General features: G+C 72.9%; 19 protein-coding genes. 6 read left to right on the top strand and 13 right to left on the bottom strand.

The genetic code is table 11. The features are described from left to right. Positions 1–11: 11 nt before the first annotated feature. Positions 12–896: a cupin domain-containing protein gene (locus AC1VWI_RS33805; protein WP_499514807.1), complete on the bottom strand. Its 885-nt coding sequence runs from the start codon at positions 894–896 to the stop codon at positions 12–14. Positions 897–1090: 194 nt separating this feature from the next. Here AC1VWI_RS33805 and AC1VWI_RS33800 point away from each other — a divergent pair, with 194 nt between their 5' ends. After that, the gene (locus AC1VWI_RS33800) at positions 1091–1831 is read left to right on the top strand and encodes an SIR2 family NAD-dependent protein deacylase (protein WP_499514806.1); all 741 of its coding nucleotides are present in this window, start codon (positions 1091–1093) and stop codon (positions 1829–1831) included. Positions 1832–1891: 60 nt separating this feature from the next. On the opposite strand, the gene AC1VWI_RS33795 is transcribed toward AC1VWI_RS33800, so the two are convergent. The 6 genes from AC1VWI_RS33795 to hydA are packed head-to-tail and all read right to left on the bottom strand — an operon-like array spanning position 1892 to position 9236. Next, on the bottom strand, positions 1892–2875 hold the full coding sequence (locus AC1VWI_RS33795) for an aldo/keto reductase (protein WP_499514805.1): 984 nt from the start codon (positions 2873–2875) through the stop codon (positions 1892–1894). Between the two features lie 58 nt (positions 2876–2933). Beyond that, the gene (locus AC1VWI_RS33790; RefSeq protein ID WP_499514804.1) at positions 2934–4364 is read right to left on the bottom strand and encodes a phytoene desaturase family protein; all 1431 of its coding nucleotides are present in this window, start codon (positions 4362–4364) and stop codon (positions 2934–2936) included. Continuing rightward, positions 4361–5179, bottom strand: coding sequence for an inositol monophosphatase family protein (locus AC1VWI_RS33785; RefSeq protein ID WP_499514803.1), 819 nt, complete (start codon positions 5177–5179; stop codon positions 4361–4363). Before AC1VWI_RS33785 ends, AC1VWI_RS33790 begins: the two co-directional genes overlap by 4 nt. Positions 5180–5236: 57 nt before the next feature. Next, the gene (locus tag AC1VWI_RS33780) at positions 5237–6775 is read right to left on the bottom strand and encodes an NCS1 family nucleobase:cation symporter-1 (protein ID WP_499514802.1); all 1539 of its coding nucleotides are present in this window, start codon (positions 6773–6775) and stop codon (positions 5237–5239) included. Between the two features lie 17 nt (positions 6776–6792). Continuing rightward, the gene (locus AC1VWI_RS33775) at positions 6793–7812 is read right to left on the bottom strand and encodes a TIGR03842 family LLM class F420-dependent oxidoreductase (RefSeq protein WP_499514801.1); all 1020 of its coding nucleotides are present in this window, start codon (positions 7810–7812) and stop codon (positions 6793–6795) included. Positions 7813–7829: 17 nt separating this feature from the next. Then, entirely contained in the window at positions 7830–9236 is a 1407-nt protein-coding gene (gene hydA, locus AC1VWI_RS33770; RefSeq protein WP_499514800.1) for a dihydropyrimidinase, read from the bottom strand. A gap of 293 nt (positions 9237–9529) precedes the next feature. On the opposite strand from hydA, the gene AC1VWI_RS33765 reads away from it, so the two are divergent. Further along, positions 9530–9946 carry a hypothetical protein gene (locus AC1VWI_RS33765; RefSeq protein WP_499514799.1) on the top strand — a complete coding sequence of 139 codons (417 nt, stop codon included), beginning with the start codon at positions 9530–9532 and terminating at the stop codon, positions 9944–9946. Further along, positions 9943–10782: an endonuclease/exonuclease/phosphatase family protein gene (locus AC1VWI_RS33760; RefSeq protein WP_499514798.1), complete on the top strand. Its 840-nt coding sequence runs from the start codon at positions 9943–9945 to the stop codon at positions 10780–10782. Before AC1VWI_RS33765 ends, AC1VWI_RS33760 begins: the two co-directional genes overlap by 4 nt. Positions 10783–10831: 49 nt before the next feature. Here AC1VWI_RS33760 and AC1VWI_RS33755 read toward each other — a convergent pair whose 3' ends face one another. From AC1VWI_RS33755 to AC1VWI_RS33740, 4 genes are all read right to left on the bottom strand, one after another. Then, positions 10832–12139, bottom strand: a complete 1308-nt coding sequence (locus AC1VWI_RS33755) for an aspartate aminotransferase family protein (protein WP_499514797.1) — start codon at positions 12137–12139, stop codon at positions 10832–10834. An 8-nt stretch (positions 12140–12147) separates the two neighbouring features. Further along, positions 12148–12993, bottom strand: coding sequence for a nitrilase-related carbon-nitrogen hydrolase (locus AC1VWI_RS33750; protein ID WP_499514796.1), 846 nt, complete (start codon positions 12991–12993; stop codon positions 12148–12150). Positions 12994–13123: 130 nt separating this feature from the next. Beyond that, on the bottom strand, positions 13124–14575 hold the full coding sequence (locus AC1VWI_RS33745) for a hypothetical protein (protein WP_499514795.1): 1452 nt from the start codon (positions 14573–14575) through the stop codon (positions 13124–13126). 191 nt (positions 14576–14766) lie between these two features. Continuing rightward, positions 14767–15360, bottom strand: a complete 594-nt coding sequence (locus tag AC1VWI_RS33740) for a CGNR zinc finger domain-containing protein (RefSeq protein ID WP_499514794.1) — start codon at positions 15358–15360, stop codon at positions 14767–14769. Between the two features lie 91 nt (positions 15361–15451). Here AC1VWI_RS33740 and AC1VWI_RS33735 point away from each other — a divergent pair, with 91 nt between their 5' ends. Continuing rightward, entirely contained in the window at positions 15452–16201 is a 750-nt protein-coding gene (locus AC1VWI_RS33735; RefSeq protein WP_499514793.1) for a metallophosphoesterase, read from the top strand. Here the strand turns inward: AC1VWI_RS33735 and ggt are convergent. Continuing rightward, the gene (gene ggt / locus AC1VWI_RS33730) at positions 16183–17997 is read right to left on the bottom strand and encodes a gamma-glutamyltransferase (RefSeq protein WP_499514792.1); all 1815 of its coding nucleotides are present in this window, start codon (positions 17995–17997) and stop codon (positions 16183–16185) included. The genes AC1VWI_RS33735 and ggt overlap by 19 nt on opposite strands. Before the next feature lie 88 nt (positions 17998–18085). Between ggt and AC1VWI_RS33725 the strand changes: the two genes are divergently transcribed. Beyond that, a complete protein-coding gene (locus AC1VWI_RS33725) occupies positions 18086–18841 on the top strand; it encodes a hypothetical protein (RefSeq protein WP_499514791.1) in 756 nt (251 codons plus the stop codon). A gap of 51 nt (positions 18842–18892) precedes the next feature. Here AC1VWI_RS33725 and AC1VWI_RS33720 read toward each other — a convergent pair whose 3' ends face one another. Next, positions 18893–19795 (bottom strand): SGNH/GDSL hydrolase family protein, encoded by a 903-nt coding sequence (locus AC1VWI_RS33720; protein ID WP_499514790.1) that lies wholly within the window; start codon positions 19793–19795, stop codon positions 18893–18895. Between the two features lie 209 nt (positions 19796–20004). Here AC1VWI_RS33720 and AC1VWI_RS33715 point away from each other — a divergent pair, with 209 nt between their 5' ends. After that, positions 20005–21633, top strand: coding sequence for a CocE/NonD family hydrolase (locus AC1VWI_RS33715; protein ID WP_499514789.1), 1629 nt, complete (start codon positions 20005–20007; stop codon positions 21631–21633). Positions 21634–21672: the final 39 nt, after the last annotated feature.

Here is a 21672-nt window from a genome sequence, read left to right as displayed (position 1 = left end):
GGACGAGCGGATCAACCGATGTTGGTGTGCTGCGCCCAGTCGTTGTGGAAGGTGAATCCGCCGCTCGCCGGCGGCATCGGCGACTGCACCTCGATCCAGCACAGCGGCTCCGTGCCGAGGGCCGCGAATCCGTGCGACGCGCCGACCGGCGCGAAGACGAGGTCGCCGACACCGGCCAGGTCCTGCTCACCGTCGCAGAAGGACCGCGTCTGCCCGGAGATCAGGTAGTAGATCTCCTCGAACGGATGGAAGTGCTCCTTCGCGGTCTTGAGCGGGGCGTTGTCCACCACGCCCGGGGTGAACTGCACGATGAACATCGCGTGGTGGCGCGCCCCGAGGAGGTCGTCCACCATCATGCGGATCTGGACGTTCTGCACGTTCGCCCCGTGGTAGCCGGGCATGGAGATCGACCCGGGCGGCGCCATGTCCGTCTGGTCGAAGTGACCGACGTACGGCTTGGCCGGGTCGAGTTCGTCGACGGCCACGCCCTGCGTCGGCACCCGGGTCTCAGGCGCTTCGAACACCCCCCACGTCCCCCTGCCGTCGATGGGGCGCGGCTGGGGAGCGTGCACACGCAACATGCGCACGCGCTGGTCCGTGGGGTTGCTCCACGCGTGACCGACGGCGTAGGGCACGAGGCCGAAGTCATGGGGGCGCAGGGCGTACTGGTGGTCGGCCACCGCGAGCAGCGGGTTGCCCTCCAGGACGAAGAACGACTCCTCGAACGGGTGCCGGTGACCGATGACATGGCCGCCGGGCTCGAGTTCGACGATCGCGATCGACAAGTGGCTGGCGCCGCTGTCCGGGCCGAGGAAATGCGCCACCCTGGCGCCCTTGCCCGGCTCACTGGGATGCGACTCGACGAACTCAAGGGAGTCCCCCCGGCGGATGCTCAAGGATCGGGGGGCTCGCGAGACCTCTGCTGACTGCTTCATGGTCACCTTTCCCTGCTTGGTCCAGTGGTACGAGACTGTTCACAACCGCTGTTAGTCGAGACAAAATCGCAGGTGAACGGGGGTGTGTCCGGTGAGCGAGGGGCACCCCCCGATATCCGTTCGCGCCGGGCCGCCAGCCGCCCTACCCTCGGCGCATGGCCAGGCCTCTCGTAGCCGTCCTCAGTGGCGCAGGTATCTCCACCGACTCCGGCATCCCGGACTACCGCGGTCCGAACGGGCTGTGGCGGCGCGATCCGGAGGCCGAGAAGCTCGTGACATACGAGCACTACATGGCCGATCCCGATGTGCGCCGCAGGTCGTGGCGGATGCGCATGGAGAGCCCGACGCTGGAGGCGCGGCCCAACGCGGCGCATGACGCGATCGTCCGGCTGGAGCGGTCGGGCGTGGCGGTGCGCGTGATCACGCAGAACGTCGACGGGCTGCACCAGATGGCGGGGCTGCCCGAGCGCAAGGTGCTGGAGCTGCACGGCACGGCCCGCGCCGTCGTGTGCACGCGGTGCCACGACCGGGCGCCGATGGACGACGCGCTGGCGCGGGTCCGGGCGGGCGAGCCGGACCCGGCGTGCGGGAAGTGCGGCGGGATCCTGAAGTCGGCGACCGTCATGTTCGGGCAGCGGCTGGATCCGGTGGTGCTGGGCAACGCGATGGCCATCGCCAAGGGCTGCACGGTCTTCATCGCGGTCGGCACCAGCCTCCAGGTGCAGCCGGCGGCGTCGCTCGCCGGGATCGCGGCGGAGCACGGGGCGCGGCTGGTGATCGTCAACGCCGAGCCGACGCCGTACGACGAGATCGCGGACGAGCTGGTGCGCGAGCCGATCGGGAGCTCGCTGCCCGCGCTCCTGGACGGGATCGCCCGGGAGGCCGCCGCGGGCTGACGCGCGTGCCCCCGGACGGATCGTCCGGGGGCACGGCTCAGGGCAGGTTCGCCGCGGCGGTCACCAGCGGTGGTGGACCTGGGCGCGGATGCGCCGGTCGTACAGGTCCCGCACGGCGTCCAGCGTGCTCTGCGGCAGCGGCGGCAGGGCGGCGGCCTCGGCGTTGGCGCGGGCCTGCTCGACGGAGCGGGCGCCGGGGATCACGGTGGTGACGCCGGGCTGCTGGATGATCCAGCGGAGCGCCGTCTGGGCCGGGGTCGCGCCCTGCGGGGAGAGGGCGGTGAACTCGGCGGCGGCCTCCAGGCCGGTCGCGTAGTCGACGCCGGAGAAGGTCTCGCCCTGGTCGAAGGACTCGCCGTGCCGGTTGTAGGTGCGGTGGTCGTCGGCCGGGAAGACCGTGTCCTTGGTGTAGCGGCCGGACAGCAGGCCGGAGGCGAGGGGCACCCGGGCGATGATGCCCACCCCGGCCTCGGCGGCGGCCGGCAGGACCTGCTCCAGCGGCTTGAGGCGGAAGGCGTTGAGGATGATCTGCACGCTGGCGACGCCCGGCCGGGCGATCGCGGTCAGCGCCTCCTCGCAGGTCTCGACGCTGACGGCGTAGGCCGCGATGCGCTCCTCCGCGACGAGGGTGTCGAGGGCGTCGAAGACCGCGTCCGAGGAGTAGACGGCGGTCGGCGGGCAGTGCAGCTGCACCAGGTCGAGGGTGTCGACGCCGAGGTTGGCCCGGGACCGGTCGTTCCAGGCGCGGAAGTTGTCCAGGACGTAGTTCTCGGGGACCTGGGCGACCCGGCGGCCCATCTTCGTGGCGACGAAGATCCCGGCGTCCGGGCGCTCCCGGAGGTAGCGCCCGATCAGCTGCTCGCTGCGCCCGTCGCCGTAGACGTCCGCCGTGTCGAAGAGGGTCACGCCCTCCGCCACGGCCGCGTCCAGGACGGCGAGTGCGTCCTCCTCGCGGACCTCGCCCCAGTCGGCGCCCAGCTGCCAGGTGCCGAGACCCACGACGGACACCTTGCGGCCCGTCCTGCCCAATACGCGCTGCTCCATGCCTTCGATGCTAGTCGCTGCCCCGCCGGCCGCGGCCGACGGGGCGGGCGCTACCGGACTACCGGCGGGCGGTCCCCTCCAGGTGGCGGCGCACGGCGCGGGCCGCGTGGTGGCCGGACATGCCGTGCACACCTGGGCCGGGCGGGCTGGCGGAGGAGCAGAGGAAGACCCCGGGGCGCGAGGTGGTGTACGGGTTCCACTGCAGCTTGGGGCGGAAGGCCGTCTGCAGGCCGGCGAAGGCCCCGCTGGCGATGTCACCGCCGACGTAGTTCGCGTTGCGGGCGGCGAGTTCGGCCGGTCCGCTGACCGCCCGGGCGAGGACGAGGTCCCGGAAGCCGGGGGCGAAGCGCTCGATCTGCCGCTCGACGGCCTCGGTGGCGTCGCCGCGGAAGCCGTTGGGCACGTGCCCGTACACCCAGAAGACGTGCTTGCCCTCGGGGGCCCGCTCGGGGTCGACGACGGTGGGCTGGGCGGTGATGAGGAACGGGGTCCGGGGCGGGCGGCCGCGCACCGCCCGGTTCAGCGCGTCGCCGATCTCGCCGAAGGTCGGCCCGATGTGCACGGTGCCGGCCCGGCGGGCCTCGGCGGCGGTCCAGGGCACGGGGCCGTCCAGGGCGTAGTCGATCTTCCAGACCGCGGGTCCGTAGCGGTAGTTCCGGTACGCGTCGCCGAGCCCGGCGATGCGCGCCAGTGCGGTCGGCGAGGTGTCGAAGACGTACGCGCGCGCCGGCGGCAGTTCGTCGAGCTTGCGGACCATGACGCCGGTGTGGACGGTGCCGCCGAGCAGCCGCAGGTAGGAGGCGAGGGCGTCGGCGAGCGACTGCGAGCCGCCGCGCGGGACCGGCCAGCCGACCTCGTGGCCGGAGACGGCGAACATCAGCGCCGTCGCGCCGGTGAGCGGGCTGGTCAGCGGGGCGATCGCGTGGGCGGCGAGGCCGGCCAGCAGCCCGCGGGCCTTCTCCTCGCGAAACAGCCGGGCGAGCACGGCCACCGGCGGCAGCCCGGTCAGCCCGAAGCTCGCGAAGCGCAGCGGGTCGCGGGGCAGTCCCCGCCACTGGGGGCGCAGGAAGTCGTGGGCGAGGGTCTTCCAGCGGCCGGTGTACGGGGCCAGGAGCCTGCGGTAGGTGCCCGCGTCGCGCGGTCCGAGCGAGGCGGCGGTCGCGCCGACGGTGCGGTCCAGCACCGCCGCGGTGCCGTCGTCGAAGGGGTGCGCGAGCGGCAGCTCGGGGTGGAGCCACCGCAGGCCGTGGTCGGCGAGCGGCATCGCGTTGAACGCGGGCGAGCCGGCGCCGAGCGGGTGGACGGCCGAGCACGGGTCGTGGCGGAAGCCCGGCAGGGTCAGTTCCTCGGTGCGCGCGCCGCCGCCGACCTGGTCGCCGGCCTCGAAGAGCTCCACGGAGTGCCCGGCGCGGGCGAGTTCGACCGCGGCGGTCAGGCCGTTGGGCCCGGCTCCGACGACGATGACGTCCGTGACGTGTGCCCTGCTCATCGGTCACCTGCCATGAGGTCGACGACCCGTCGCGCGGTCGCCTCGTCGCGCGCCACGGAGAAGGGGAAGGCGTTGCCGCCGCCGATGCGGAAGGGCACGCCCGCCGCGGTGATGCTGGCACCGCCGGCCTCGGTGACCAGCAGCAGTCCGGCCGCGTGGTCCCAGGGCGACTCCCAGGTGAAGGCGACGGCGTCGATGGCGCCCCGGGCGACCTCCAGGTAGTCCAGCCCTGCGCAGGTGCACTGACGGGACTCGACGCCGTCGGTGCCGAGGCCCTCGAACCGGCGCCGCTCCTGTTCGTCGAGGAAGGCGAACTGCGAGGTGGCGACGGTGAGCGCGGACCCGCCGGAGTCGCGGGCGGTGCGGATCGGCTCGCCGTTGAGCAGGGCGCCCCCGCCGCGCCGGGCCGTGGCCATGAGGGCCAGCCTCGGCACGTACGTCCAGGAGGCGTGGACCTCGCCGCCGCGGGCGAGCGCGACGAGCGTGGCGAACTCGGGCCTGCCGGCGACGAAGTTGGCGGTGCCGTCGACGGGGTCGACGATCCACACCGGGTCGTCCCCGCCGATGCGGCGCAGGATGCCCGGGTCGGCGTGCACGGCCTCCTCCCCCACCACGACGGAACCGGGCAGCAACGCCGGCAGTTCCTCGGCGAGCCGCAGCTCCGCCTCGCGGTCGGCGACGGTGACCAGGTCCCCCGGTCCGGTCTTGTGGCTGATGTCGGTTGCGCTCAGCCGGCGCCAGCGCGGCACGACCTCCGCCTCGGCGGTCGCGCGCACCGTGTCCTCGACCGCCTTGAAGAGTGCGTCATCGATCACTCCTCCATCAGACCAGATCGTCCGCGGCGCCGCGCACCCGTGGTGGCTTTGGCGGGTTCACGCCGTCCGTGCGGCGGGGCCCGCCTTCCGCATCAGGGCGCTGTACAGCACGAACGAGCTGACCAGGCCGACCGCCCAGCCGTAGTCCGCGAGCGGCTTCAGCAGCGGGATCAGGCCGTCGACGGGGAACGGGCCCTGCTTGCGGCCCTCCGCGTCGACGGTGGAGTACGAACCGCCGACCGCCAGCAGGCCGCCCACGACGAGGGCGAGCACCGCCCGCCAGTTCCAGCCGCGGTGGTACCAGTAACGTCCGCCACCTGCCTCGTACAGCTCGGGCAGCGCCAAGTGGGTGCGCCGGACGACCCAGTAGTCGGCGATGAGGACGCCGGCCACGGTGCCGAGGACACCGCCGACCACGCCCAGCCAGGTGAAGATGTACAGCTCGGGGGTGGAGGTCAGTTTCCAGGGGAAGATCAGCACCCCGACGACGCCGGTGATCAGCGCGCCGGTGCGGAAGTCGACGTGCCGGGGCGCGAGGTTGGACAGGTCGTACGCCGGGGAGACCACGTTGGCCGCGATGTTGACGCTGATGGTGGCGACCAGCACCGTGACCAGGGCGTACAGCAGGCCGATGACGTTGTCGGTCTTGCCGGCCAGCTCGACCGGGTCCCAGATGGCCTCGCCGTAGACCGCCTGGGAGCCGGAGGTGACCAGCACCGACAGGACGGCGAAGAAGGTCATCGTGGTCGGCAACCCGAGCGACTGGCCCCAGACCTGGGCGCGCTGCCCGGCCCCGAAGCGGGTGAAGTCGGGGATGTTGAGGGAGAGGGTCGACCAGAAGCCGATCATGCCCATGAGGGCGGGGAAGAAGACCTTCCAGAAGTCCCCGCCCCAGCCGAGGGCGGAGGGCTGGTCCAGCAGGTGGCCCAGGCCGCCCGCCTTGTCGGTGATCCAGACCAGCAGGACGACGGCGCCGACGAGGACGAAGGGCGCGGCCCAGTTCTCGAAGCGGCGGAGCGTCTCCATGCCCCGGTAGATGATCGCGAGTTCCAGCGCCCAGAAGGCGAGGAAGCAGACCCACAGCGTCCACGGGTAGCCCGCCACGTGCGCGGCGCCCGCCCAGCCGCCCCAGATCTTGCCGAGGAGGACGAAGATGCCCTGGCCACCGATCCAGGTCTGGATGCCGAACCAGGCGCAGGCCACGGCGGCGCGCAGCATCGCCGGGAGGTTGGCCCCGCGCACCCCGAAGGAGGAACGGGCCAGCACCGGGAAGGGGATGCCGTACTTGGGGCCCGCGTGGCCGGTGAGCAGCATCGGCGCGAGCACGATGACGTTGGCCAGGGCGATGGTGAACACCGCCTGCTTCCAGTCCATGCCGAGGGCGACCAGGCCGGAGGCGAGCGTCCACGACGGGATGTTGTGCGCCATCCCGATCCACAGCGCGGTGAAGTTGTAGGTGGTCCAGTGCCGTTTGGCGATGGGGATCGGCAGCAGGTCCTCGTTGGCGTACGGACCGTGCGGCACGGCCGCGTCGAGCCGGAGCTCGACGCGGCCGTCGGGGTGCGTGATCTGGGCGGGCGGCGTGGGGGCCGGCATGGGTGCGGTGCTCCCCCTCAGCCGCGGAGCGCGGGGATGACGGTGGAGCCGTAGGCGTCGATGGTGGACTCCTTGGCGTCGTGCATGTCGTAGACCGCGAACTGGTCGACGCCGAGGGCCTTCAGGGCGCGCAGCTTCTCGATGTGCTGATCGGCGGTGCCCAGGAGGCAGAAGCGGTCGACGATCTCGTCGGGGACGAACGTGGTGTCGGGGTTCCCCGAACGGCCGTGGTGGGAGTAGTCGTACCCCTGACGGGCCTTGATGTAGTCGGTGAGTTCGTCCGGCACGGAGGCGGAGTGCTCGCCGTACCGGGCGACCAGGTCGGCGACGTGGTTGCCGACCATGCCGCCGAACCAGCGGCACTGCTCGCGGGCGTGGGCCAGCGCCTGCGGGGAGTCGTCCCCGGTGACGTACGCGGGGGCCGCCACGCAGACCTTGACCTGCGAGGGGTCCCGGCCGGCGGCGGCCGCGGCGTCCCTGACCGACTTGACCATCCACTCGGTCAGGTAGACGTCGGCGAGCTGCAGGATGAACCCGTCCGCCTTCGCCCCGGCGATCGCCAGCGCCTTCGGCCCGTACGCCGCCATCCACACCGGCAGTTGCGCCCCCTCCTTGATCCAGGGGATGCGGATGACGGTGCCGCCGAGGTCGGCCTCGCGGCCCTCGGCGAGCTCGCGGATGACGTGCATCGCCTCCTCGATGCGGGCGAGGGTGTTGGGCTTGCGGCCCGCCACACGCATCGCCGAGTCGCCCCGGCCGATGCCGCAGATCGTCCGGTTGCCGAACATCTCGTTCAGCGTGGCGAAGGTGGACGCGGTCACCTCCCAGGTACGGGTGCCCGGATTGGTGACCATGGAGCCGACGACCATCCGCTCCGTCCGCGCGAGGATCTGGCTGTAGATGACGAACGGTTCCTGCCACAGCACCGTGGAGTCGAAGGTCCAGCCGTGGGTGAAGCCGTTGCGCTCGGCGCGCCGCATCAGCTCCACGACCCCCGACGCGGGCGGGTCCGTCTGCAGGACGAGTCCGAAGTCCATGGGTCCACGCGCCTTTCTCAGATGAGGTACTGGCAGGTTCCGCGCGGGGTGTACTGGCCGTGGCCCGCCCTTCCGACGTACTCCCGGCCGTCGATGACGGGCTCGCCGCGGGAGAGCACGGTCTCGACCCGGCCGGTGGTCCGCCGGCCCTCGTAGGCCGAGTAGTCGACGTTCATGTGGTGGGTGGAGGCGGACATGACCTGCTCCGCGCCCGGGTCGTAGATGACGATGTCGGCGTCCGCGCCCGGAGCGATGGTGCCCTTGCGCGGGTACAGCCCGAACATCCGCGCCGGGGTCGCGCAGGCGATCTCGATCCACCGGCGCCGGCTGATGTGCCCGTCCACCACCGCCTGATGAAGCAGGTCCATCCGGTTCTCCACCCCCGGCAGACCGTTGGGGATCTTCGAGAAGTCACCCCGGCCCAGCTCCTTCTGCCCCACGAAGCAGAACGGGCAGTGGTCCGTGGACACCACCTGCAGGTCGTTGGTCCGCAGGGCCCGCCAGAGCACCGCCTGGTGCTCCTTCGGGCGCAATGGCGTCGAGCAGACGTACTTGGCGCCCTCGACGTCCGGCTCGGCCAGGTTGTCCGTGGACAGGAACAGGTACTGCGGGCAGGTCTCCCCGAACACGTTCAGCCCCTCGTCCCTGGCGAGTGCGATCTGTTCGACGGCCTGCTGCGCCGAGACGTGCACGACGTAGAGCGGGGAGCCCGCGACCTGGGCGAGCCGGATGGCGCGGTGCGTCGCCTCGGCCTCGAGGAGGGCGTGGCGCACCTCGCCGTGGTAGCGGGGGTCGGTCTTGCCCGCGGCCAGCGCCTGTTCGACGAGCACGTCGATGGCGATGCCGTTCTCCGCGTGCATCATGATCAGGCCGCCGTTGTCGGCACCGCGCTGCATGGCGCGCAGGATGCGGCCGTCGTCGCTGTAGAAGACGCCGGGGTAGGCCATGAACAGCTTGAAGCTGGTGACGCCCTCCTCGACGAGGATGTCCATCTCCTTGAGGGTGTCCTCGTTCACGTCGGAGAGGATCATGTGGAAGCCGTAGTCGACGGCGCACTGGGCGTCGGCCTTGGCGTGCCAGGTGTCGAGTCCGGCACGCAGCGACTCGCCCACCGACTGGACGGCGAAGTCCACGATCGTCGTCGTGCCGCCCCAGGCGGCGGCCCGGGTGCCGGTCTCGAAGGTGTCCGAGGCATGGGTGCCGCCGAAGGGCAGCTCCATGTGGGTGTGCGCGTCGACACCGCCCGGGATGACGTACTTCCCGGTCGCGTCGATGACGCGGTCGGCGGACGCGGTCCAGCCCTGCGCGGCGTCGGAGTCGTGCGACGCGAGGGCGGCGACCCTGCCCCCCTCGACGAGGACGTCGGCGTGGACCTCCTCCGCGGCGGTGACGACCAGTCCGCCCCGGATGACGATGCGGCTCATGCTCCCACTCCTTCCACTGGCTGAGGGCGGGGTCCCCGGAAACCTCGATGCCATGTCGGAAAGGCTCTACGCACGTAGACCCCGCCATGGTGGAAAACGTATGACCGGTCACCCACGGTGGCAATACCGCTGCTCCCCATCGGCGGGGCACTCGCTCCTCCTCCGCACCCCCGTACGGCGAACGCTCACAATATGCCATGAACCGGGCGTTCGGGTCTGTAGGTGACGAGGTGCGAAATCGCGTTGCCCCGGCCGCGGCGGCACGGCGACGATGGGCGGATGGAGGATCCCGCATGCGACTGATGCTGCGTCACTTCCGCCCGTGTACCGGCCCGGTGCAGCACCGCGTCGTGCAGCCCTGGCATCCCCCGCGCCACACGGCGCTCACCGACCCCGCCGCGTACGGCTTCCTGGTCGGCGACCACGCGGGGCTCTCGACGCTGGCCGGACTGTTCTCCTTCGCCGCCACGGCACTGGCGCGGGCGGCCGGCCAGCGGCCACGTCAGAAGGGCCTGGTGAAGGGGCACATGGCCCGGGTCGAGCAGCTCACCCCGCTGCTGGAGCCCGGAGACCGGCGGCGCGGGCAACTCGACGTCGCCTTCACGGCGTACCCGCCGTACACCCACTTCCGCGGACCGGGCCGTCCGCGACGCCGGGCCGACGCCCCGTCACCCCCGCCCGCCGCCGCACCGCGGGTGGCGCTCCCATGAGGCTCGCGACGTTCAACGTGCTGCACGGCCTGCCGATCAGGGACGGCGGACCGGCCCCCTTCCCCGGCGGCGCTGCCGCCGGGGAGCCGCTCGCCCGCGCCGTCGCGTCCCTGGACGCCGACGTCCTCGCGCTGCAGGAACTCGACCGCTTCCAGGAGCGGTCCGGCCGGGTCGACCAGGCCGCGGCCGCCGCCGCGGCGTCGGGCGCCCGGGACTGGCGCTACGCGTCGGCGGTCCACGGCCGCTCGGTGCCCGGCACCGGGTGGGTGCCCGATCCGGCCGTGCCCGGCATGCGGGTGTCCGGGCCCAAGGACGCGGACCGGGGCGAGGGCCCGCCGTCGCACGGGATCGCCCTGGTCACCCGGCTCCCCGTACGGGAATGGCGGGCCCGGCGGCTGTCCCCCTCGCCCGTGGGCATGCCCCTGCGGGTGCCCGGGCTCGCCGGGCTCCGGATGATGGCCGACCAGCCGCGCTGCGCGCTGGCCGCCGTCCTGGAGGGCGCGCGCGGCCCGTTCACGGTGGTCGCCGTGCACCTGTCGTTCGTCCCCGGCTGGAACGTGGGCCAGTTGACCGCGGTCCGCCGCTGGATCGCCGGCCTGCCCCGGCCCCATCTGCTGCTCGGCGACCTCAACCTGGTGGGCCCGGTACCGTCCCTGACGCTGGGCGGGGCCTGGCGGACGCTGGCCCGTACGCGCACCTACCCCTCGCACCGACCCGTGGTGCAGTTCGACCATGTGCTGGCGGCGGGGGTCGGGCGGGCCGCCGTGCGCTCCGCGTGGGCGCCGGCCGTGCCGGTCTCCGACCACCGGCCGCTCGTCGTCGACCTGTGGCTCTGACCGCGGCGGCGCGGGCCGGGGCCCGTGGCCCCGGCCCTGTGGCGTACCGTCAGGCCGGACCCTCGCCCAGCTCGCTCTGCGCCTGCTTGAGCGCGGACTCCAGGATCGAGGCGCCTTCCTCCGCCTCGGCGACGGTCAGCGAGAGCGGCGGCGCGATGCGCAGCGCGTCACCGGCCCGCCCGCCCTTGCCGATCAGCAGGCCCCCCTCGCGGGCCGCTTCGAGAACCACGCCCGCCGCGGCCGGCGAGGCCAGCTCGACGCCGAGCATCAGCCCGCGGCCGCGCACCTCCCGGACCACCGGGAGCCCGGCGGAGATGGCCTCCAGCCGCGACTTGAGCAGGCCGCCCACGCGCCGGGCGTTGCCCTGCAGGTCGTGGTCGAGGAGGTACTGGAGGTTGGCCAGCGCGCCGGCCGTGGTGATGGGGCTGCCGCCGAACGTCGAGATGGAGTTGGCGGTGAGGCAGTTCATCACCTCGGCGCGGGCGACGACGCCTCCCATGGACAGGCCGTTGCCGACGCCCTTGGCGAAGGTCAGGACGTCCGGCGGGCCGGAGCCCTCGTGCGCCTGCCAGCCCCAGAAGTGCTCACCAGTGCGGCCCCAGCCGGTCTGCACCTCGTCGGTGATCCAGAGGATGCCGTGCCGGTCGAGGACCTCCTTGAAGGCCGCCAGCAGCCCGTCCGGGCCCGAGGTGAAGCCCCCGACGCCCTGGATCGGCTCGGCGATCAGGGCGGCGACCTGGCCGTTGGCCTGGCCGAGCATGTCCTCCAGGTCCGCCACGCACGCGGCCGTGAACTCGGCGTCGGACAGGTGCGCGTACGGGCCGCGGTGCCGGACGCCGCCGTGCACGTACAGCGTCTGCAGCGGCGACAGGCTCGTCGGCGACCAGGAGGTGTTGCCGGTGATGCCGATCGCCGAGAAGGAGCGGCCGTGGTAGCTGTTGCGCAGCGCCAGGATCTGGTTGGACCTGCGGTACGTGGTGGCGAGCAGCAGCGCGGTGTCGTTCGCCTCCGTGCCGGAGGTGGTGAAGAAGACCCGGGCGTCCGGGATGCCCGACAGACGGGCGATGCGCTCGGCGAGGTCGACCGCCTGGGAGCTCAGGTAGAGCGTGGAGGAGTGCAGGATCCTCCCGGCCTGCTCGCGGATCGCGGCGGTGACCTCGGGCAGGGCGTGCGCGGTCATGGTGGTGAGGATGCCGCCGAAGAAGTCCAGGTACTGCCGGCCCTCGGCGTCCCAGACGTGGCGGCCCTCGCCGTGGGTGATCTCGATCGGCTCCCGGTAGTACGTCGCCAGCCACTGCGGCATCACGGCCTGGTGGCGGGAGTGGAGCGCGGCGTGCGGGTTCTCGGTGATGGTCATGGACGTGTTCACGCCTCCGTCAGGGTGCCGTAGGCGTCAGGGCGGCGGTCCCGGTAGAAGGCCCACTGCTGGCGCACCGCGGGGATCAGGTCGAGGTCCAGGTCGCGCACGATCAGTTGCTCCTCCTTGTCGGAGGCGACGTCGCCCACGAACTGGCCTCGCGGGTCGACGAAGTAGGACGTGCCGTAGAAGTCGTTGTCGCCGTAGTCCGGTTCCTGGCCGACCCGGTTGATGGCGGCGACGAAGTACTCGTTGGCGACGGCCGCGGCCGGCTGCTCCAGCTGCCACAGGTACGAGGAGAGCCCGCGGTGCGTCGCCGAGGGGTTGTAGACCAGTTGTGCGCCGGCGAGGCCGAGCGCCCGCCAGCCCTCGGGGAAGTGGCGGTCGTAGCAGATGTAGACGCCGACCTTGCCGACGGCCGTGTCGAAGACGGGCCAGCCCAGGTTCCCGGGCTTGAAGTAGTACTTCTCCCAGAAGCCCTTGACCTGCGGGATGTGGTGCTTTCGGTACTTGCCGAGGTAGCTGCCGTCGGCGTCGATCACGGCGGCGGTGTTGTAGTAGAAGCCGTCCTGCTCGATCTCGTAGACCGGCACCACCATCACCATGCCCGTCTCCCGGGCGAGCGCCTGCATGCGCTGCACGGTCGGGCCGTCCGGCACCCGCTCGGCCCACCGGTAGTTCTCGGCCTCCTGCACCTGGCAGAAGTACGGGGAGTTGAACACCTCCTGGAAGCCGATCACCTGGGCGCCCCGCGCGGCCGCCTCGCGGGCGTGCTCCTCGTGCTTCGCGATCATCGACTCGGTGTCACCGGTCCACGTCGCCTGGACGAGCGCGGCGCGTACGACATTGGGCATGACAGCTCCTTTGACGCGAGGTCACGCCGGAACGGCGGGCAGGTCTACGCACGTAGATCCGGCGCTGGGACGAACGTAAGAGCCCACAGCCCACTGTGGCAATACCGGCGCCGTTACTCAACGAAGCCGATCAGATTTCGCGGCCGGGCAGACCCGCTCGGCGCAGTGCGGCGGCCACGTCGCGGCGCTTGGACACCGACACCAGACCCGCCGCGTCCAGGAGCGGGCCGACGAGCCCGGCGCCCTCATGGGCGATGCCGGCCGCCGTCTCCGGGCTGCGGGCGCGCACGAGGGCGACCAGCAGGCTCAGCGCCGCGTCCCGGTGGCCGACGTCGAGGAGGGCCCCGGCGGTCGCGGCGATCTCGGCGGCGGGCCGGGCGGCCGCCTGGCGCAGCAGGGTCCTGCAGTCGTCACCGCGGCCGGCCGAGTCCAGGGCGGTCGCGGCGGCCGCCAGACGGTGCGGGGGCTGCGCGGCCAGCTCCCACAGCAGGGTGGCCACGTCGGCGGCCAGTCCCGAGCGCTCCAGCGCGGCCGCGAGCTCGGGGGCGTCCTCGGGCGGGCCCGCGACGGCCTCGCTCATCAGCACGTACGCCTCGCCGGTGCGGCCGGTGCGGCGCAGTTCCGCCATGCGCGCCGCGGTCGCCCGCGCGGCCTCCCTGCGGACGTGCGCCTCCCGGACGTCGGTGTGCCCGTGCGCGGCCTCGCGGGCGTGGGGGGTGTCATGGCCCGCCGCGCCGGCGAAGCGCGCCCCGCGGGGACCGGGGGCGGCATCGTCCTGCGGTGCCGCCCCGACGGGCGGCACGACGGTTGGCACGACCACCTCGGCCTCGGGCGCCCCGGCGAAGCGGGCCCCGCCGTACCGTGCTCCGCCGCGCGGGCGTTCCTTGCGCCCACGCCCGGAGGGCCGGTGGTCCGTCCGGGCCTGCGCGGGGGCCCCGTCGCCGGGTGCGGGTGCGGCGGCCGGGCCGGTGTCGGGCAGGGACGGGGGCGCGGCCGGGGTGCGGGGCGTCGGTACCCGGGGCGTCCGGTCCGCCTCCGGGCGGAACCACCCGTCGGGCGCGGCGGGGCGGGAGCGGAGCGCGTCGAGACGCGCCTGCACCTCCGCGCAGCGCGCGACGGCCCGTTCGCGGTCGTCGCGGGCCCAGGCGAGCTCGTTGCCCAGGCGTTCCGCCTCGGCGGGGGTGGGGGCGCCGCGCAGCGCGGCGGCGACGTCACGCTCGTGCAGCACCGCGTACTGGCGTTCCCGGAGTAAGACGTCCAGCCGTGAACTCAGCGCCGCCTCGCCGCCCGGTACGGCGTCGTGGGCGGCGACGGCGGCGGCATGCAGCCTGCGGGCGCGCTGGGCCGCCTCCTGCGCCGGGTGGGTGCCACGGGCGGTGGCGACGTCCTGGAGGAGGGCGAGGACGACGTCCCACGGCGGGACGTCGGTGCCGTCGAGCCAGGCCCGTACGCCGTCGGGATCACGTTCGGCGAAGACCGCGTACCAGCCGGGCGTGTCGCCCGCCGCGCCGACGAGCCCCCGGAGGTACCCGGCGAACTCGCCGACCTGCTCGATGACCTGGCTGTGCGCCCCGCGCTCCACTGTCGCTCCTCCCTGTCCGCCGCCCGGCGGCGGAAGCGTGTGGTCCGCACGGCATTCGACACCCGCTGTGTTACGGGGGTGCTACGGAGAGTTTTCACGGAAGGGGCAGAGGCTGCACGGGCGCCCGCGCCCCGCGCGGAGGCACGGCGGCGCGCCCCCGGCCGGGGCCGCCGCCAAGGCGTCCCCGGCCCTCAGGACCCGGCCGCCTCCGGGTGGTGACGGCGGTAATGCCGGGCGACGCGGGCCCGGTTGCCGCAGGACGGCTTGCACCACTCCTGACGGCCGTGGGACTTGACGAAGTACCGGACGCACCGGGGCGCGGTGCAGGCACGCAGCCGTTCCCGCTCGGGTCCGGCCAGGAAGTCGACGGCCGCGCGGGCCAGTTCGGCGACGATCCGGGCGGCGGGGTCGTCGCGCTCCGCCCCGGGCACGAGGCGGGCCACGGGAACCTGCTCCGCCTCCCACACGAGCCGGGGGACGACGGGGACCCGCGCCGCGGCGGCGTTGAGGTGCGCGAGGGCCTCCTCCGCGGGCATCGGACGCCGGGCGTCGGCGGAGCTGGACGGCCCGGGCGCCACGGCGCGGGCGAACAGGGCCCGGACGGCACGGCGGAGTGCGAGGACGTCGGCGAGGGCGGCGTCGTCCGCGGTGAAGCCGCCGGGCCCGGGAAGGTGTTCGCGGACCCACGCCGTCAGCGCGGACGGGTCGCCGAGGTCGTCGGCGACCCCTCCGTCGCCGTCGTGCCGGATGGTGCTCACCAGTTCCAGGGCCAGGTAGCGCTCCACTGCGCCTCTCCTCTTGATCGTCCGCCCGCCGTACCCTACCGTTCTAATGTTAGGACTCAGATTAAGCATTAAGCCTGGAGGGGAGCGGCCCATGCTGCTGCTGGCTCACATCAGCGACCTGCATCTCGACGGCACCGAACGCTCGACGGAGCGCGCCACCCGCGTCATGGCGTACCTGCGCGGGCTTCCCCGGCCGCCGGACGCGCTGCTGGTCACCGGGGACATCGCCGACCACGGCGCCCCCGGCGAGTACGAGGAGGCGGCCCGGATCCTGGAAGCGCCCTTCCCTGTGCTCCCCTGCCCGGGCAACCACGACCGGCGGGCCGCCTACCGCAAGGCGCTGCTGGGCGAGGCCGAGGCGGCGGGACCGGTGAACCGGGCGCACCTCGTCGCCGGGACCGCGGTGCTGATGTGCGACTCGACGATCCCGGAGGAGGACGACGGCCTCCTGGACGAGGAGACCCTGCGGTGGCTGTCCTCGACGCTGGACGGGCTGGTCCCCGGCACGCCCGCGCTGGTGGCCTTCCACCACCCGCCCGTCGCGCTCCACCATCCGCTGCCCGACGGCTACCGGCTGGGCGGGCCCGGGGCCCTGGAGGAACTGCTGGCCGCGCACCCCGAAGTGATCGCCGTCCTGACCGGGCACGCGCACACGCCCGCCGCCACCACCTTCGCCGGGCGGCCGCTGATCGCCGCGCCCGGGGTGACGTGGACGCTGCGCATGCCGTGGGAGGGCGAACGGGACGGCTCGGTCGCCGACCGCTCGGCGCCGCCCGGCGTCGCCTTCCACGTGCTGGACGACGAGCGGCGCCTGACGACCCACTACCGCGTGGTGCTCTGAACCACCATCGCCGAACCGCCGCCGCGGCGCACCGTCTCGGCGGCGGCGAGCCAGCGGCCGTCCGGCAGCCGCTGGACGCCCGTCGTCGCACCGATCTCACCCGCGTCGGCGAAGCTGTGCCCGATGTCCTTCAGCTCCGCGGCCACGTCGCTCGCGAGGAAGGCCGGCTCGACCTGCGTGGTCGCGGCGTTGCGCTGGCTGGCGCGCGGCGCGGCGATCGCGTCCACCAGCGGCATCCCGCGGTCGACGTGCTCGGTCAGCACCTGCAGCACGGTGGTGATGATCGTGGCGCCGCCGGGCGAGCCGAGCGCGAAGTCGACGCGGCCGTCCTTCAGCACGATCGTCGGCGACATCGAGGAGCGCGGCCGCTTCCCGGGGCCCGGCAGGTTGGGGTCGTGCACCGAGGCGCTCGCCGGGACGAACGAGAAGTCGGTCAGCTCGTTGTTGAGCAGGAAACCGCGCCCGGGGACGGTGATGGCGCTGCCACCGGTCTGCTCGATGGTCAGCGTGTACGCGACCACGTTGCCCCACTTGTCGGCGACCGTGAGGTGCGTGGTGCTGTCGCCCTCGTACGTCGTCGGTGCGGCCTTGCCGCCACTGCCGCAGCGCGCCGGGTGGTACGGGTCGCCCGGGGCGACCGGACTGGTCAGCACCGCGTCGTCCTTGATCAGGCAGGCCCGGGAGTCCGCGAACGACTGCGACAGCAGCCCCGCGGTCGGGACCTTCTCGAAGGCCGGGTCGCCGACCCAGCGGCCGCGGTCGGCGAAGGAGATCCGGCTCGCCTCGAGGAAGCGGTGCAGGTACTGGGCGTCGGAGAGCCGGGAGAGCCTGCCGGTCCGCTCCAGGATGTTCAGCGCCTCGCCGACGGTGGTGCCGCCGGAGGAGGAGGGCGCCATGCCGTAGACGTCCAGGCCGCGGTAGGAGACCCGGGTCGGGTCCTGCGGCTTGGCCTTGTAGGCCTTCAGGTCCGCCGTCGTGAGGTCGCCGGGGCGGACGACCCGCGTCGCGGCCGGGTCCACCGGCGGCTTGCGCACGGTGTTCACGATGTCGGCGCCTATGCCGCCGCCGTAGACGGCGGAGACGCCCTTGCGGCCCAGCTCGTCATAGGTACGGGCGAGGTCGGGGTTCTTGAGCGTGGAACCCACCACGGGCAGCTGCCCGCCGGGCAGGAAGAGCGCGGCGGTGGCCGGGAAGTCCTTGAAGCGCGCCTGGTTGGCTTCCGTCTGGCTGCGGAAGGTGGCGTCCACGGTGAACCCGTCGTGCGCGAGGCGCTCGGCGGGTCGCAGCACGTCACCCAGGCTGCGGCTGCCCCAGGATCGCAGGGCGGTGTCCCAGGTCGCGGGGGTCCCGGGGACGCCGACGCTCAGACCGCTGGTGACGGCGTCGTTGAAGGGCAGCGGCTGGCCGTTCTCGACGAAGAGCTTGTCGGTGGCGCTCTTGGGGGCCGTCTCGCGGCCGTCGATGGTGTGGACCTTGCGCTGCCTCGCGTCGTAGTAGACGAAGTAACCGCCGCCTCCGATGCCCGAGGAGTACGGCTCGGTGACGCCCAGGGCGGCCGCGGTGGCGACCGCGGCGTCCACGGCGTTCCCTCCGCGCCGCAGCACCTCGATGCCGGCGGCGGAGGCGTCGGCGTCGACGCTGGAGACCGCGCCCCCGTAGCCGACGGCGAGCGGGACCTTGGCGGGCGTGGCGTCCCGGGCCCGGGCGTCCGCCCCCGGCGGGGCCGCGGCCACCGACAGCGCGGCGGTGGCGGTTACGGCGAGCAGCGACAGACTCCGTACAGCGTGACGACGCATACGTGGACCTCCACTGGGGCGACCGTCCGGGCAGCCTAACCCCACCCTGCCTTCCTCGTCAGGAACGCCTCAACTACGATCCCGGCCCATGAGCGACGACGTGCGCAACTTCGTCCTGGGACTGGCCGCGAGCGGTATCAGCGCCGCGCTGGGCTGGTTCGTCCGCACGTACCTGTGGCGGCGCAAGCTGCGGCGCAAACAGCGCTTCTTCGGGCTGCCCACCGGCTCGGAGTGCCTGCTGGTGATCAACCGCGATCCGGGCTCGACACGGGGATGGAGCGTGGCGCGCCATGACGTCTTCGCGCTGATCGAACTGTCCGCGCTGATCAAGGAGTGCGGGGCGCACGCCGAGATCCTGCCCCACGACACCGCCTGGCAGGGCTTCGGCGCGCGCACCGAGTTCTGCGTCGGCGGTCCGATATCCAATCACCGCATGGCGGCGCACCTGCGCTCGATGCTGCCCGGTTTCCAGGTCAACGACTTCACCGGGCCCGTCGAGGACCAGGGCGCGCTGACCGTGGGCGGCGAGACCTACCGCATGGAGAAGGGCAAGGTGGAGTACGTCTTCCTGGCCCGGCTGGCCGCCAACGAGAACACCGGGAACAACCGCCCGGTCTTCCTCGCCTCCGGCCAGCGCGGAGTGACCAACCAGGCCGCCGTGCGCTACCTCGCCCGCCACTACCAGCGGCTGTCCCGCAAGTACGGGGTGGACGGCACCTTCTGCCTGCTCCTGAAGGTCGTCAACTCCGACGCCTACGGACCCGACGTGGTGGAGGTCGTCGCCGACGTCACCCGCGAGGCCAAGACCCCCGCCAGCCCGCCGGTGGCCGTCACCGCGGAGTGACGGCCCAGGACCGGGCGGACGGCCGCGGGGGCACGGGCCCCCGCGGCCCCGTCATATGCGGCCGCGCACGCAGAGCCGGTCCAGAACGGCAGCGGCCATGGCCTTCTCGCCCAGCGCGTTGGGGTGGGCGGGCGCGGCCGGAGCGGCGGGCGTGAGCGGCTCGATCCAGCGGACGTCGGGGGACATGCACATGTCGTGGCCGACGGTCGGGGTGTAGGTGTCGACGTAGGTCGCGTGGGCGGCCTTGGCACGACGGGCCAGCATGGCGTTGAGCCGCTTCTCGGTGTCCCGGAGGTAGGCGAAGTCCTTGTCGGCGAAGGGCACGGCCGGGCGGCAGCCGACCCCGCTGTCGGGGAGCAGCGCCGGGTAGCCGACGACCACGACGCGCGCCCGCGGCGCGCGGTGGTGGATGGCGTCCAGCACGGCGTCGATCTTCGGTGCCGTCTGCTCCACGGCGGTCCGCAACTGGTCCGTTCCGCCGGCCGTGTAGTACTTCTCGCAGGGATTGCCGGTCGGGTCGGAGACCGCGGCGCCGGCGCAGGTGCGGATGATGCTGCCGAAGCCGACGTCATTGCCGCCGATCTGCAGGGTGACCAGGGAGGTCCGCCGGCTCAGGGCGTCCAGCTGCGGCGGGTTGCCGCCCTGCGCCTTCCACATCTCGGCGGTGGTGGCCCCGCCGCAGCTCACGTCGGTCAGGGTGGTGCCTCTCAGCCGCCCGGCCACCAGCGAGGGGTAGTTCCGGTTCGACCGGGCGCAATTGGCGTCCACCTGGTCGGGGATGAGCGGTCCCGACGTGTACGAGTCCCCGAGCGCGACGTACGCGTCCCGGTGGCCGTTGCCTTGATGGTGGCCGTCCCGCGAGTGCGCGGTGGCCGGAACCGCGCTCACCGCGGTGAGCACGAGCGCGGCCGCCGCCGCGGCCGCTCCCAGGATCGATGCACGTCCGACACCCATCGGGCCCTCCCCCTGTCGACGCTGACGGGTTCAGATTCGGCGTCCCGCGTGGCCGAAGTCAATGGATGCGTCGCAAGTTCGCTCGATGGACTGACGTTCCCTCAGCTCAAGGCAATCGTTACTGGCGCGTAACATGCAGAGGTATTACCAACGGTAAGCGGCTCTGGTTACTCTCCAGTCACTTTGTCACGGGGACATCTGGAGCCGCCATGAGAGCGCCTCGTACCACCGCGGGAACGTTTTCCGCCGTCCTGCTCGCCACCGCGGCACTGGGCATCGCGACCCCCGCCGCGCACGCGACCCCGGTCGCAGGTCCAGGCCTCACGGCCGGCACGGTCCACGCGGCGGGCACCGCCGCCCCTTCCGTCCGCTTCGTCGACATCCCCGGAGCCGGCGGGATCACCCTCAAGGGGAACGTCTTCACCCCTTCGGGTAACGGCGGTCGCGACGCAAGTGCGCGCTATCCCGCCGTCGTCCTCCCCAGCAGCTGGGGCCTGAACGACCTGCAGTACCTGGCCCAGGCACAGAAGCTCGCCGACTCCGGCTACGTCGTGGTGAGTTACACCGCGCGCGGCTTCTACCTCTCCGGCGGGACGATCGACGTCGCCGGGCCGCTGGACGTCGCGGACATATCGAAGGTCATCGACTGGACGCTCGCCAACACCCGCGCAGACCCCGGCCGGATCGGCATGGCCGGCGTCTCCTACGGTGCCGGGCTGACCCTCATGGGCGCCGCGCACGACCCCCGCGTCAAGGCGGTGGCGGCACTCAGCGGCTGGGCGGACCTGACCGAGTCCATCTACGGCGGCCGCACCCAGCACCTGCAGTCCTCCCTGCTGCTCGGCGCCGCCGGATACCTCACGGGCCGGCCCAGCGCCGAGTTCCAGCGGGTGCTCACCGACTTCCTGGCCTCCGACTACGACCAGGAGGACGAGCTGATCGCCTGGAGCCGCCTGCGCTCCCCCGGCACCTACCTCGACCGGATCAACGCCAACGGCACCGCCGTGATGCTCGCCAACGCCTGGGGCGACACGATCTTCTCGCCCAACCAGCTCGCCTCGTTCTACGACCGGCTGACCGTCCCCAAGCGCCTGGAGTTCCGCCCCGGCGACCACGCGACACCGGAGATCACGGGGCTGTTCGGGCTGCCCAACGACGTCTGGTCCGACACGCGGCGCTGGCTGGACCACCACCTCAAGGGCGTGGACAACGGCATCGACAAGGAGCAGCCGGTCCGCCTGGCCTCCCGCAGCGGTGGCGGCTACGAGGGGTACGGCAGCTGGGCGGCCGTGCCGTCGGCCACCCGTGAGCTGCCGCTGGACGGCACCCGCCGCATCGCCGCGAACGTCGACTCGGGCGCGGACGGCGGCATCATCTTCCTCTCCTCGCTCGCCGACCAGCTCGCGCAGGCGCCGCCCGTCGTCTCCGTACCGCTGTTGCCGCGCGCCTTCGCGGCGGTCTGGCAGAGTCCCCGCGACCAGACCGTGCAGCAGGTCCGCGGCACCCCCGTGCTGCACACGACGGTGACGCCCTCGGCCTCCCGGGGCACCTTCGTGGCCTACCTGTACGACGTGAACCCCCTCGGCATCGGCAAGCTGATCACGCACGCCCCCTACACCTTCACCGACCGCACCCCGGGGACCCCCTTCGCGGTGGACCTGGAGCTGTACTCCACCGCCTACGACGTCCCGGCCGGCCACCGCCTGGCCGTGGTCGTGGACACCGTCGACCCCCTCTACATCGAGCACAACCCGGCCTTCTCCGCGCTGGCCCTCTCCTCCCCGGCGGCGGACCCGTCACGGCTCTCCCTGCCGCTTCGCCGGCCGTCACTCCCGTAGCGTGCGTACCTCGGTACGCAGCTGTGGCCTGCGTACCTA

This window comes from Streptomyces sp. TOM-9 (assembly GCF_056858595.1).
This window is presented reverse-complemented; position numbering and strand designations above follow the sequence as displayed.

Bases quoted from the DNA above. Each gene is read 5' to 3' on its own strand.
- AC1VWI_RS33800 (WP_499514806.1), top strand. From the start codon at position 1,091: ATGGCCAGGCCTCTCGTAGCCGTCCTCAGTGGCGCAGGTATCTCCACC.
- AC1VWI_RS33795 (WP_499514805.1), bottom strand. From the start codon at position 2,875: ATGGAGCAGCGCGTATTGGGCAGGACGGGCCGCAAGGTGTCCGTCGTG.
- AC1VWI_RS33790 (WP_499514804.1), bottom strand. From the start codon at position 4,364: ATGAGCAGGGCACACGTCACGGACGTCATCGTCGTCGGAGCCGGGCCC.
- AC1VWI_RS33780 (WP_499514802.1), bottom strand. From the start codon at position 6,775: ATGCCGGCCCCCACGCCGCCCGCCCAGATCACGCACCCCGACGGCCGC.
- AC1VWI_RS33775 (WP_499514801.1), bottom strand. From the start codon at position 7,812: ATGGACTTCGGACTCGTCCTGCAGACGGACCCGCCCGCGTCGGGGGTC.
- hydA (WP_499514800.1), bottom strand. From the start codon at position 9,236: ATGAGCCGCATCGTCATCCGGGGCGGACTGGTCGTCACCGCCGCGGAG.
- AC1VWI_RS33765 (WP_499514799.1), top strand. From the start codon at position 9,530: ATGCGACTGATGCTGCGTCACTTCCGCCCGTGTACCGGCCCGGTGCAG.
- AC1VWI_RS33760 (WP_499514798.1), top strand. From the start codon at position 9,943: ATGAGGCTCGCGACGTTCAACGTGCTGCACGGCCTGCCGATCAGGGAC.
- AC1VWI_RS33755 (WP_499514797.1), bottom strand. From the start codon at position 12,139: ATGACCATCACCGAGAACCCGCACGCCGCGCTCCACTCCCGCCACCAG.
- AC1VWI_RS33750 (WP_499514796.1), bottom strand. From the start codon at position 12,993: ATGCCCAATGTCGTACGCGCCGCGCTCGTCCAGGCGACGTGGACCGGT.
- AC1VWI_RS33735 (WP_499514793.1), top strand. From the start codon at position 15,452: ATGCTGCTGCTGGCTCACATCAGCGACCTGCATCTCGACGGCACCGAA.
- ggt (WP_499514792.1), bottom strand. From the start codon at position 17,997: ATGCGTCGTCACGCTGTACGGAGTCTGTCGCTGCTCGCCGTAACCGCC.
- AC1VWI_RS33725 (WP_499514791.1), top strand. From the start codon at position 18,086: ATGAGCGACGACGTGCGCAACTTCGTCCTGGGACTGGCCGCGAGCGGT.
- AC1VWI_RS33720 (WP_499514790.1), bottom strand. From the start codon at position 19,795: ATGGGTGTCGGACGTGCATCGATCCTGGGAGCGGCCGCGGCGGCGGCC.
- AC1VWI_RS33715 (WP_499514789.1), top strand. From the start codon at position 20,005: ATGAGAGCGCCTCGTACCACCGCGGGAACGTTTTCCGCCGTCCTGCTC.